Source organism: Limibacterium fermenti, assembly GCF_041902845.1.
GTDB lineage: Bacteria > Bacteroidota > Bacteroidia > Bacteroidales > Dysgonomonadaceae > Limibacterium > Limibacterium fermenti.
This window is the reverse complement of the sequence record NZ_CP159486.1, coordinates 2,155,263-2,167,249: the sequence shown is the minus strand read 5'-3', so window position 1 is coordinate 2,167,249 and position 11,987 is coordinate 2,155,263. Positions and strand designations below refer to the sequence as shown.

Here is an 11,987-nt window from a genome sequence, read left to right as displayed (position 1 = left end):
GTTGTTGTTTAGTGATTCTCGTAAAATGACTAATAAGCTATTTCGTGAAACGATAAATGGGAACGTCCTTGCCTGTTTCCACCTCTATCACCCGGTAATTCACAAATCCGTTGGATGATTCCGGTTCCAATAATACCGTCGCTGCGCGTATGTGTTTCTGCCGTGTGTCCACTTTAAACGTTCCTGCCGGAAGCGTCACTTTTCTTTTAGTGGTTTCCACCCGCACCGATACGGGATAGATTCCTCCGATTTCACTCGCACTCTCTACCGCAGAAAGAACGGTGTGTACTTCCGCTTCTATTTCGACGGCGGTCGGAAGCATCGTGACCTCCACTCCCATGTTTTGAAGAATGCGGATCGCATCGTACTCTGTCGGCAGAATGTAATAAGCATCGGGTAAAGGCCGCGTTTGCGTAGGGGTGGAACGTGTATTAAACGATGCGTCAATAGTTACATCCACGAGTTCATTGCGAATCAAATCAAGAAACGGTAACGTATAATCCGCAACTTTTTCGGAACGGAACCGTACCGCTATATCGCTACGGTCGTTCTGCGCTTCTTCTATGGCCGAAAGTACTTCGGCTCGATTCCGATATGCAGTCTCTGCTATGGCAAGTGCGGCAAGATAGCCGCCGTAAGTACGCCGTTTGAGGGATGTTCTCCCCAGATGGATTCCCCTTGTTTCCACCAATAAAGAAATGATATTCTTTAGAGCCATGGCATTGCTGGTCGAGCGCGGAGAGGCGCCTCCGATAGGAATGGATAGTTTACCGTAATGGTTGCTCGAAGAATAATAGGTGTGATGCGTCAGATGTTGCTCATCGAGCTTTTTCCTGATATTCACGAGAAACAGGTTATCCACCGTATTTCTCAATGCCGAAGGAACATTCGGATTGCCGCTGTATAAAAGCATCACATCCCAAGGCGTCGTTAAAGCCTTTGTAGGAGCTATTTTAAGAAAATCGGTCCGTAACGGTTGAAATTCATGAAAGTCGACCGATACATGGGGACGGATTTTGTTTACGACCTCATGAAGCGCTTTGGCTTCGGGCGTTTGCAGTTTACTTTGGTCGCGATTCATATCGATGTTGTTGGCCGTACGTCTTGAAAATGATTCTCCGCCGTCGATATTCACCATCGGCATAATAAAGAAATTAAGCTTGTCGAGTAGATAGCCCAATGACGGATCGTTTACGATTCGGTCGATAAAATAGAGCATCGATTCCGTCCCGGCCGGTTCATCGCCATGCACGCGGGCAAAGAACAAAACATTCAGCTTATCGGTATTGCCGCTTTTCTTACGGATTGTCACAAGGGGAATATCCTTTCCCTTTTGTGTTTTGCCGACAATTTCCATTTGCAGCAGTAATGGATTCCGTGCGATATGGTTGTTCAGAAAAACGTTCATCTCTTCATACGTCGTAAAGCCTCTTCGTTTCTGAAAAGCCGGAGTATTGATCTCGATGTCGGGTTCGGGAAAGAATTTTTCCGTTACTCTTTTAGGCTCATGCCATTGCCCGAAAGCGGAAACCAAACAAACAAATACCATTAAAACCGTGAGATAAATAGATTTCATTTTTTGCATCATCATATAGTTAAAAAGATATTTGGGTTAATACATTGAATAGCGTTTCATAACCGGAAAAAGTTCCGTTTGAGTATCGTACCTCCCCGTCGGTTTTGTAAAAGCTGGCTGTCAACTGAATTTTCGTTGAATAATCGTTCGTCAGATATTTGGCTACCGAAAATTCGAAAATATCATTCCGCTTATAGTAAAGATCGTTGTTCAAATACGAGTATTTATCGGGAATGATATGCGTATAACGGGCATTTACCGTCCAGAAGTTCCGGAAAAGATATCCCCCTTGCAGATTAAAAGCCGATCCGAGAATCAGGCGGTTTTTGATGTAATTCTCAATGTTCTGTTCCCCGTCGATTTCAAACGAATCGGAGGTCGAGCCGTCGGCGCGCACACGCGAGGTTATCGTCGAAGGCACATAGGCCCATGTTTTGGTATATTCCGCCATAAAGTTCCATCCACGGTATTTGAAGAAAAAATCGAGATTCGTACGGGCGAAGTCCGGCAAATCTACGTTACCGGCTTCGTTTAGATAAAGGATGTCGCCGCTTGAATTTCCTCCTCTGCGGTCGCTGGTTCCGTCATTATAACTGTATGAAGCGCCGAGACTCAATTTGGGAGATACTTCATAGGCTTTATCACCCAAATAATAATCTCCTCCGTCGCGGAAAAGCCCGAAAGGATAATAATTGACGCGGGCGCCGTATTTAAGTCCTCCGTATCTTTTTCCGAAAGTAAATCCGCCGTCGCCGTCGGTTATGGCTAACGCCGGCCTCAGGTAGGCATCCGCTCCCACTTTATACGAACCTTGTGCAAAAACGCCTACTTCGCGAATGGTACCGAAGATAGATGCCAAGCGGCTTCGTTCGGATAGTTGTAGGGAGGACGAACTCATGAAGTTTTCCCGGTTATCGGTCATTGTGGACCGTTGTCCGAAGGTAATCGACAGGCGGCTGTTCCCCCAAGGGCGGTAAGCGACCCAGGCATCCATAAGCATGTCGCCGCTATCGGTATCGCCCGATGATTCGCTTCCTTTCACCATATCGATGCCTATCCTGTAACGAATCCGGTCTTTCATTGCATATCCGTTTAAGCGGATTCTTGCCCTGCGTACACGCCAACGAGAATATAAATCGTCGTCGCCGGAATATGTTTGCGTCAGGAATGTCGATTGTACATATCCTGTAAGATTCATCATGTAGTTTCCGTCGGGCGATGAAAAACGCAATCCGTTCCCTAAATAATATTTATGTACGATAGGCGCGTTTACTTCAAACAAGGAATCGGGTATGACGGAAATGTCTTCAAGCCCTTCGATGCTCATGTCCATATCATCCTCTACTTGTGCGGAAACGTAACAGGAGATAAACGTAAGGATACATACCATTATAAACTTATATCCCATTTTATTGATTTTAATGTGATTGAATGTTGTTTAGTTTTCAAATGAGCCTTTTTTGGCAACCCCGTCTTTCATCACGATTTTACCTCGGGCGATAACCGTATGAAGGTCATAGCCGGGGGTAAAGAAGCAAAAATCGGCATCGTAACCTACTTGTATTTTCCCCTTGCCTTTCAGGCTCATCGTTTTAGCCGAATTCTCCGTCACTAATTTAAACGCATCTTTTGGCGCCAATCCCCCTTCTTTTATCAGTTTGACCGTTTGCTCCAGGTTTCGGTGCAGCGGAGCCAGCGTATATGTTTCTTCACCGGTTTCGGGATCTACTCTACGCACGCCGCCGTTGCCGTCGCTGCTGAAAGTCATATTGTCAATCGACACCCCTTCCTTCAATGCGATAAGGACTCCCTTATACGGGTCGGTATATTGAGTGCCGCCGGTAGATACATCCATCATCCCGCCCATTTTTGCAAACTCGATTGCCTGGAAGAACAAATGTTCCGTACGAATTGTATGAGTGGGAGAGATGTAAGGGATAAGGGAAGGATATTTTTTTGCGATGTCGAGCAAGAGTTGCATTCCTTCGGGAAGAGCGCCCAAGTGCACGTGCATGACGCCTCTTTTAGCCGAAGTAAACCCGCCGAGGCGTACCTGGCTGATGATTTGCAATAAGTCGGCTTCGGTCGGAAAAGACGACCGGTCGTCGCAAATGGCGATTTTGCAACCGATCACGGGATCGATAAAAATAAGATCGTTCGCAATACAATCGGTGAGGGTAGGGGTCGGCAGGCCGTAAAAGCCGGTAAGCATATAAGCCGACAAGCCGTTCATGCGTAACGATTGGGTCTTTGCGTATAATTGAGGTAATTGTTTGACAAAGCCGTCGGTTCCCAACAACCCTACTACGGAGGTCGTGCCGCATTTAATCAAGTCCTCCATCCGTACTTCGGGAGCAAGGGAAAAGAATCCCGTCTGGCCTCCTCCTCCCGAAGTGTGAACATGTATATCGATTAATCCGGGAGTGGCAAGGGCTCCTTCCATATCGATTGTTTCCACAGGCAGGCTGCCGGTGTCGAGATGGCTTCCGATAGCGGCGATTTTTTCGCCGGCGATAAGGACATCGGTTACTTCTCCTTTTTCGGAAGTAACCGGTCGGATATTTTTCAGTAGTTTCATACGCTTAGTTTTTAATAAATGATAGTGAGTAATAGAGTTTTATTTTCGATTTGATTACAAGAACAATTGGTTATATATCAACATAAACAGTAATGTTCCACCCAAAGGAATCATATTCCGTTTCGCCAGTTCGAAAGTCGATACGCCCGCAATCTCAGCAGTTGCAATCACCACGCCTGCAATGGGAGAAGTTGCCCGGCCCATACTTGCCGATAATTGCATGGGAAGTACCATATCTACCGGAACCATGCCGAAACGCTGTGCAATGCCGGGAATGAGCGGCCCGAAAGAAAAGAAGGAGGCGTTTCCACTGCCCATAAGCGTAGCCGCAAGGAAAATGATAATGGCTATGATGACTCCGATAACGGCCCCCGAGAATCCCAGATGTGTAGACCCCTGTACCAACGCTTCTATGAATCCTAAGCTGATAAGGCCATTGGAAAATATTTCAGCCGAGACGATGAGTGTTACGACACTTGCAAAGACTTTGCCCATTCCTTCCCAGAAATATTTCAAATTTTCGAACATTTTGGTAATGCTTTTTACGCGAATCAATTCAAAAATAATAGCTACGAATAGCGAGATAATCATCGCGGTTGTCGTATTCAACTCGATAGGAGGATTGAATAGTTGCAGGTATCTCGAAAAGACAATCAATAATACAATGGGCAGGAGAGGTAAAACGGCATAAATGAGCGGAACATCCACGTCGAAATTTTCGTGAACGACCTTTTCGGTTTGCGCCGGCTTCTTTGCCGCATCTTTTTTGTCGTAATACCGGCTGGTAATATAATACAACAACATTAAAACAATGGTCATGGGAATGACAATGGGTAATTGGTATTCCAGAAAATAGGAGATACTGTTGAGTTCCGAAAGTTCCGATGCGCGTAAGGTATTTGCCGAACTGGGTCCCATATCGAATACCGTACAAGCTGTAATCACTGAGACGGCGGTTAATTTACTTACGCCGATACGGATGAGGACGGGCATGATGGAAGCCACCAGCAACAGTCCCAAACCGGTAGCGCTGGGGATACTGATAAAGAGGATTTGCCCGATAGGAATGATGGATATGGCGGCAATATAGGGGAATTTTTTAAATAACGACAAAGGTTGCATGGATACATATACCAATGCGTCACTGGCTTTGATCCGTTTCATATAATCCACATAGCCACCGATGGTCATGATCATGAACCCGACATTCATTAAATTCGATGTGAAAGTTTCTTCTATTTTTTTGAATAAATCGAAGGCTACCAATCCGGTTGTTCCTGTGACATCCACATTCTCCAATCCGATGAATAACCCGATTGTCATCATGAGGATACCCATAATCAGAAGGACTCCCTGGGGATTGTGATTCCTGTATAGCAAGATGGCTGTGACAATAATAAATTGAATGGCAATGAATGCCCCTACATAGATCATACCTGTTATCGTTTATGTTGTTTTTATAGATCGGGAATCAAGATATTTCCGGCTTTATTCGGAAATTACACCGTCTTTCGTTTCGAGTTGACCGAACAATGCGGCCGGAATAGTAAAAGGAGCGTCCGTATTTCCCGAGACATTGATATAAGTCAGTTCGCTAAAAGTTCCGGGAAGCTTAAAGCCATTTTTCGTGAGATGATGATTGGGTAAATGAATGTGATTGATGGTTGGGTTTTGGGAGAGATCGATAGAGATAAGCCATCGATTGTCCGGCGCCGAATCGGAGGTGCTTGCCGCATAGCGAAGCCTTGTCAGGGAGGGCGGAACGATCAGTTCGTTTACAAAGTTTGAATTCATCTCCAGGGTTTCGAGTTTGGTAAGCATCGAAAGGTCTAATGTTCCGGTCAATGCATTTGAGGTGAGCTTTATTTCTTTTAATTCCGTGAAAAGTTGAATGCCGTCCAAGCCGGCAATTTTCTCGCGTGCCGTCGTTACTCCGGCTTTTTCCAAATCTTCCATCCGGTTGTTGTCCTTCACTAAATAAAGATAGGTTACGGTTGCGGCCACCTCTTTGTCGATGTACATTTTCCCGTCTTTTTCAAAAGCAATGCCTGAGGGCAGTTTGTTGTCTTCGGTTTCGGCCAATGACGCATTATAGATTAAATACTCGCCGAAAGCTTTATCCGTTATTTCGTAGGTTTTGTTCGTATCCGGGTCTTCCCATTCCCCGATAACATCATTTGTTTTGCAAGAATTTAGAGCTATAAGACCTGCAAGGAAGAGACATACATGTGCAAAATTTTTCATAAGGTAAAAATAATATGAATAAATTAGAATTTTGCTCCAAAAGTAAGCTTCCCTGCTAAATAAAAGCCTTAATAAACCCCTTTACAAAGTATTAATGAGGAATAATTTCTTCCGTTTCCGGCGGGTTTAACCTTTTTTATATTGAGAGGAGAGAAAAAATAATTGCCGTAGGTATAAGCAATGGCAATATAACGACTATTTCTTGTTATTGTCTTGGCTAATGAGAAACCATTTTAAGCCCGACGATAGAAGCTATAAGCGTCGTCATAAAGAAAAGCCTCCAGAAAGTGGCGGGATCTTTAAATATCAAGATACCGATGATAGCCGTGCCCACTGCTCCGATACCGGTCCAGACTGCATAGCCGGTGCCAAGGGGAATCGTTTGAGTGGCTTTGATAAGCAGCAACATGCTCAGGGTTAAAGAAACCACAAAGCCTCCGTACCACCAGAAAGCGTCCATCCCTGTTGCCGCTTTTGCCTTTCCTAAGCAAGTGGTGAATCCCACTTCAAATAATCCTGCAATAATTAAAATAATCCAATTCATTTTCGTCTTATTTTTCACATAACTTCTCATCGAAACAATGACATCACCTTCGCGTCCGAACCAAAAAGTTATTTCGTTATCGTTTGAATCGGCATAAGCGCGTCCAATTCCTTTCAACACGCATTACGGTAAAACATCTCTGAAATCAAGTCCCACGCAGTTAACATTCTTTCCGTATTCCGCAAACGAATGATAAGCCCGTTGTTATTTTAAAAACCGGGAGCGTCGCTTGGAGTGCCCCCCGGTAAACAGCCGGTGTTTCTTCCAAATTAAAACGTCCAGTCCTTGGAGGTTTTGGTCGGTTGTGCCTTTGCCGGAACGTTGGTTTTGGTCTTTATCGGGGATGAGGTGTTATTGCTAACCCCCGATCCTTTATAATAAGGAAGAATGTTAGGCATGTTGCTTTCAATTTGAGCGATACGTTTGGCATCATTGGGGTGAGTGCTCATAAATTCGGGCCCGCTGCCGCCTTGCGATTGTTGCGACATACGCTTCCAAAACGAAATGGCCACCTGAGGATTGTATCCCGCCATCGCCATAAAAATCAATCCGAGTTCGTCCGCTTCGAGTTCCTGAGTGCGGGCGTAAGGCAGCATGACGCCATATTGCGCACCTAATCCGAGTGCCGCCTGCGCCAATTGTTTCGTACCGGACGACGATCCTCCCAACAATCCTCCGGCTATTGCACCACCGTATTGCGTCGCTACTTGCTGGCTCAACCGTTCATGGGAATGCTTCGCTACGACGTGTGCTATTTCGTGTCCCACAACTACGGCCAGCGTCTCTTCATTTTGTGTGACAGGCAAAAGACCGGTGTATACAACTACTTTTCCTCCCGGCATGGCAAAGGCGTTCACACTGTTATCCTTCACCAAATTGAATTCCCATGAGTAATTTTGTATTTCCGATTCATACCCGTTGTTTTTAAGGAATGTTTCCACCGCCGCGGCAATACGTGTGCCTACCCGGTTGACCATCTGGGCATTCGCCGTTCCTTTTTCTACCGGTGCCGTACGCATAAATTCCTGATATTGCTGCAAGCTGAGGGCGGTGACTTCATTGTCGGAAACCAGCATTAACTGACGTCTCCCCGTTAGAGGCACGCTGCCGCAGGACGAGAGAAAAGCAGTTGCTAAGAATATCAACCATGCCGTGAACAGGATGTTTGAAAATGTCGCTTTTTTCATTGTTTGTTTTGTTGTGATTTCGTTATCAATTTGTTCTTTTAAATTACATAACCATTATACGCATCTTTTTGTTTAGGCGGCTCATCGCTTTTAATGTTTCCGGTCGCATCGTGTTAAAGGTCGCTCGCACTTGTCGACAAACATGTTTTTCTTCCCGCGTTTTTGCAAATCCGTGTGAAATTCTCTATCTTTGAAGAAATTTTCAAGAAAACAATCCAAGCAAAGAGAAAATAAGATAGGTTCGCCGGATAACAGCCCCGCAAGCAAAAGATTCGGCTTCATCATGTAATATATGTCTGATAAGAAAACAAACGACGATAATATAAAGGATAATAGTGATTTGGAAAGCGAAACGGAAGCCACCTCTTCCGATCAGGGTTCGGATGCAAAGATACCTGTAAAGTTAGGAGATGATTCCGTATTAAGTCTTTCGAAGATGTATCAGAGCTGGTTTCTGGACTATGCTTCGTATGTTATTCTGGAGCGTGCCGTGCCGCATCTGGCTGACGGCTTGAAACCTGTGCAACGACGTATTTTGCATGCGATGAAGCGGATGGATGACGGACGCTATAATAAGGTGGCGAATATCATCGGAAATACCATGCAGTTTCATCCGCACGGTGACGCTTCTATTGGCGATGCGCTGGTGCAACTCGGGCAAAAAGATTTGCTCATTGATTGTCAGGGGAACTGGGGAAATATTCTGACGGGTGACGGCGCCGCCGCTCCCCGATATATTGAAGCGCGACTGTCGAAATTCGCTCTCGAGATACTTTTTAATGCCAAAACCACCGAGTGGAAACCCTCGTATGACGGCCGTAATAAAGAGCCGGTTACGTTACCGGCAAAATTCCCTTTATTGCTTGCGCAAGGTGCGGAGGGAATCGCTGTGGGATTGTCTTCTAAAATTCTTCCGCACAATTTTAATGAATTATGCGATGCTTCGGTGGCATACTTGCAGGATAAACCTTTTGAACTGTTTCCCGATTTCGAGACCGGCGGATATATTGATGTGGAACGTTATAACGACGGAGAACGGGGCGGATCGGTAAAAGTGCGCGCTTCTATTTCGAAGCTCGACAACAAAACGCTTATCATTAAAGATATTCCTTTCGGCAAAACCACGGCGAGCGTCGTCGATTCCATTATAAAAGCCAATGAAAAGGGCAAAATAAAAATCAAAAAAGTCGACGATATTACGGCGCGCAATGTGGAAATTCATATACAGTTGGCTGCCGGAACGTCTTCCGACAAAACGATCGATGCGCTGTATGCCTTTACCGATTGCGAAATCAGCATTTCTCCGAATTGTTGTGTGATAGAGGGTGACAAGCCCCATTTCCTGACGGTTAGCCATGTGCTTAAATCGTCGGTCGACCGCACAAAAGAGTTGTTGCGCAGCGAATTGGAAATCGAAAAGAGCGAAAAACAGGAAGCTCTCTTGTTTGCCTCGCTTGAAAAAATATTTATCGAGGAGCGAATCTATAAGGACAAAGAATTCGAGAACGCCAAGAATATGGATGCCGCCGTCGAGCATATCGACCTGCGGTTAGAGCCCTTTAAGCCCACCTTTATCCGTGAGATAGGAAAGGAAGATATTCTCAAACTCATGGAGATAAAGATGGCGCGTATCCTTAAGTTCAATAGCGATAAGGCCGAAGAGGTGATTGCGGCTTTGCATAAAGATATCGAAGAAATCGATCATCATTTGAATCATTTAGTGGATTATACGATTTCGTGGTATTTGATGCTCAAGGAGAAATACGGCAAGAACTTCGTCCGCAAAACGCAAATACGGAGTTTCGATAACATTGAAGCGAGCAAAGTGGTAGAAGCCAACGAAAAGTTGTATATCAACCGGGAAGAAGGATTTATCGGAACGGGAATGAAAAAGGACGAATTCGTATGTAATTGTTCCGATATCGACGATATTATCGTGTTCTTCAAAGACGGTAAATATAAGGTGGTGAAGGTAAGCGAAAAGATGTTTGTCGGCAAAAGCATTTTGTATGCCAACATATTTAAGAAAAACGATAAACGCACGATCTATAATGTTGTTTACCGCGATGGGCGTACCTCGCCGCATTACATTAAACGGTTTGCGGTTACCGGTGTGACGCGCGATAAGGAATATGATGTGTCTAAAGGAAAACCGGGGTCGCGGATAGCTTATTTCAGTGCCAACCCCAATGGGGAGGCGGAGACGATAAGAGTGATTCTCAAACCGAAGTCGCGGCAACGGATCTTGCAGTTTGAAACGGATTTTAGCGGTATCGCCATTAAGGGCCGGGGGGCGATGGGAAATATTCTGACCAAAGCCGAAGTGCATCGCATTTTGCTGAAACAAAAAGGCCTTTCCACGCTCGGCGGACGCAAGGTGTGGTTCGACCCGGATGTGTTACGGCTCAATTATGACGGGGAAGGCCGCTACCTGGGCGAGTTTCAGGCCGATGATAAACTGTTGGTTATCGGCAAGAACGGGGATTTCCGCACGTGCAGTTTCGATTTGAGCAATCATTTCGAACCCGATTATTTGCGGATTGAAAAGTTCGATGAGCATAAAGTCTGGACGGCCGCGTTGTTCGATGCGAGTCAGGGATATACTTACCTGAAGCGATTCAATCTCGAAGACTCGGACAAACTGCTTAATTTCTTGGGAGATCATGACGGTTCTTATTTATTGTTATTGACCGATACGGTATATCCCCGGATGAAGGCCGTGTTTGGTGGGGGAGATGCTTTTCGCGATCCGCTCGAACTGGATGCCGAAGAGTTTATTACCGTCAAAAGTTATAAGGCGAAAGGTAAACGGATTGCGAATTACGAAGTGCAGTCGGTGGAAGAACTCGAACCTGTGCGTTTTCCCGAACCGGAGAAAGAAGAATCTCAGAAGATCGAAATCGATCAAGACGAAGAGAATACGAACCCAGAATCATCCGGATCCGATTTATTGGATGAAATTACCGGACAAATGAATTTATTTGAATAAAAATGTTTCGGAAAATAGGACTTGCTTTCATCATCGGATGGTTTGCCGCTTGTTCGCTCCATGCCCAAGTCTATCTTGATTCAGTCGCCTTGAAGCCGCTGAATCAGGCTACGTTGCTGGGGGTAGGAAAGGTTTATTTAAATGATTCCTACTTGTCGCCTTTGCGATACGAGGGAACTACCTTTTCGCTGTTACACGACCGGTTGGGCGGCACCCGTTTTTTGCATGACAAAATGTTGCTTCAGCAGCAGTTTTTCATGCAGGTAGCCGTGACGCACAATCCCTCGGCTTCCGCTTCGGAGTATTACGGTAATGTCGCTTATCGCCTACAGGGATTTTATGCGTTAGGGTCGGTTATGGGAATCCGTTTGTCGGCCGGCGCCGGATGGGATGCTGCTTTGGGTGGAATTTACAATGTGCGCAATTCGAATAATCCCGGATCGTTAAAAGTGTCTACGAATTTCAACTTGTCGGCCATGGCTATTTATAATTGGCGGAAGGTTACTTTTCGCTGGCAGGCCACGACGCCTTTCGCCGGCTTGTTCTTTTCACCCGAATACGGACATTCGTATTATGAGATCTTTTCGTTAGGAAACAGTAAGGGCACCGTCCATTTCGGGTCGTTCCACAATCAACTTTCGTTACGGAATTATTTCACCGTCGATGTTCCGGTGCATAACGTTACCTTGCGTGCCGCCTATCTGGGAGATTATTACCGGACGGATGTCAATGAAATCGTTACCCGCATTGTTTCCCATCAGTTTATGATTGGCATGGCGGTGGAATCGCTGAATTTCGGTGGAAAGAAAATCCGGAGAAACAACGCTTGGTTGAAAAGCGCGTATTACTGAATAATTACGAATTACAAA

General features: G+C 45.4%; 9 protein-coding genes. 2 read left to right on the top strand and 7 right to left on the bottom strand.

Going from position 1 to position 11,987, the window contains the following annotated elements; genetic code table 11:
* Window positions 1-37 precede the first annotated feature (37 nt).
* The 7 genes from ABNK31_RS09605 to ABNK31_RS09575 form a co-directional block, all read right to left on the bottom strand.
* Complete coding sequence (locus ABNK31_RS09605; RefSeq protein ID WP_418892312.1) at window positions 38-1,576, bottom strand: M14 family metallopeptidase; 1,539 nt, start codon at window positions 1,574-1,576, stop codon at window positions 38-40.
* A 19-nt stretch (window positions 1,577-1,595) separates the two neighbouring features.
* A complete protein-coding gene (locus tag ABNK31_RS09600; RefSeq protein WP_418892311.1) occupies window positions 1,596-2,984 on the bottom strand; it encodes a porin in 1,389 nt (462 codons plus the stop codon).
* A 30-nt stretch (window positions 2,985-3,014) separates the two neighbouring features.
* Window positions 3,015-4,154 (bottom strand): amidohydrolase family protein, encoded by a 1,140-nt coding sequence (locus ABNK31_RS09595; protein WP_418892310.1) that lies wholly within the window; start codon window positions 4,152-4,154, stop codon window positions 3,015-3,017.
* A gap of 54 nt (window positions 4,155-4,208) precedes the next feature.
* Window positions 4,209-5,588, bottom strand: coding sequence for a C4-dicarboxylate transporter DcuC (gene dcuC, locus ABNK31_RS09590; RefSeq protein ID WP_418892309.1), 1,380 nt, complete (start codon window positions 5,586-5,588; stop codon window positions 4,209-4,211).
* A gap of 54 nt (window positions 5,589-5,642) precedes the next feature.
* Window positions 5,643-6,398, bottom strand: coding sequence for a hypothetical protein (locus ABNK31_RS09585; protein WP_418892308.1), 756 nt, complete (start codon window positions 6,396-6,398; stop codon window positions 5,643-5,645).
* A gap of 217 nt (window positions 6,399-6,615) precedes the next feature.
* Window positions 6,616-6,942, bottom strand: coding sequence for a DMT family transporter (locus tag ABNK31_RS09580; RefSeq protein ID WP_418895387.1), 327 nt, complete (start codon window positions 6,940-6,942; stop codon window positions 6,616-6,618).
* Window positions 6,943-7,211: 269 nt separating this feature from the next.
* Window positions 7,212-8,129, bottom strand: a complete 918-nt coding sequence (locus tag ABNK31_RS09575) for a M48 family metallopeptidase (protein ID WP_418892307.1) — start codon at window positions 8,127-8,129, stop codon at window positions 7,212-7,214.
* Window positions 8,130-8,421: 292 nt separating this feature from the next.
* Here ABNK31_RS09575 and ABNK31_RS09570 point away from each other — a divergent pair, with 292 nt between their 5' ends.
* Together ABNK31_RS09570 and ABNK31_RS09565 are read left to right on the top strand one after the other, a co-directional pair.
* Window positions 8,422-11,118, top strand: a complete 2,697-nt coding sequence (locus ABNK31_RS09570) for a DNA gyrase/topoisomerase IV subunit A (RefSeq protein ID WP_418892306.1) — start codon at window positions 8,422-8,424, stop codon at window positions 11,116-11,118.
* A gap of 2 nt (window positions 11,119-11,120) precedes the next feature.
* Window positions 11,121-11,969, top strand: coding sequence for a DUF3316 domain-containing protein (locus tag ABNK31_RS09565; protein WP_418892305.1), 849 nt, complete (start codon window positions 11,121-11,123; stop codon window positions 11,967-11,969).
* Window positions 11,970-11,987 lie beyond the last annotated feature (18 nt).

Coding starts and splice junctions, on each gene's coding strand:
- ABNK31_RS09580 (WP_418895387.1), bottom strand. CDS start 6,942: ATGAATTGGATTATTTTAATTATTGCAGGATTATTTGAAGTGGGATTC.
- ABNK31_RS09585 (WP_418892308.1), bottom strand. CDS start 6,398: ATGAAAAATTTTGCACATGTATGTCTCTTCCTTGCAGGTCTTATAGCT.
- ABNK31_RS09570 (WP_418892306.1), top strand. CDS start 8,422: ATGTCTGATAAGAAAACAAACGACGATAATATAAAGGATAATAGTGAT.
- ABNK31_RS09565 (WP_418892305.1), top strand. CDS start 11,121: ATGTTTCGGAAAATAGGACTTGCTTTCATCATCGGATGGTTTGCCGCT.
- dcuC (WP_418892309.1), bottom strand. CDS start 5,588: ATGATCTATGTAGGGGCATTCATTGCCATTCAATTTATTATTGTCACA.
- ABNK31_RS09600 (WP_418892311.1), bottom strand. CDS start 2,984: ATGGGATATAAGTTTATAATGGTATGTATCCTTACGTTTATCTCCTGT.
- ABNK31_RS09595 (WP_418892310.1), bottom strand. CDS start 4,154: ATGAAACTACTGAAAAATATCCGACCGGTTACTTCCGAAAAAGGAGAA.
- ABNK31_RS09575 (WP_418892307.1), bottom strand. CDS start 8,129: ATGAAAAAAGCGACATTTTCAAACATCCTGTTCACGGCATGGTTGATA.
- ABNK31_RS09605 (WP_418892312.1), bottom strand. CDS start 1,576: ATGAAATCTATTTATCTCACGGTTTTAATGGTATTTGTTTGTTTGGTT.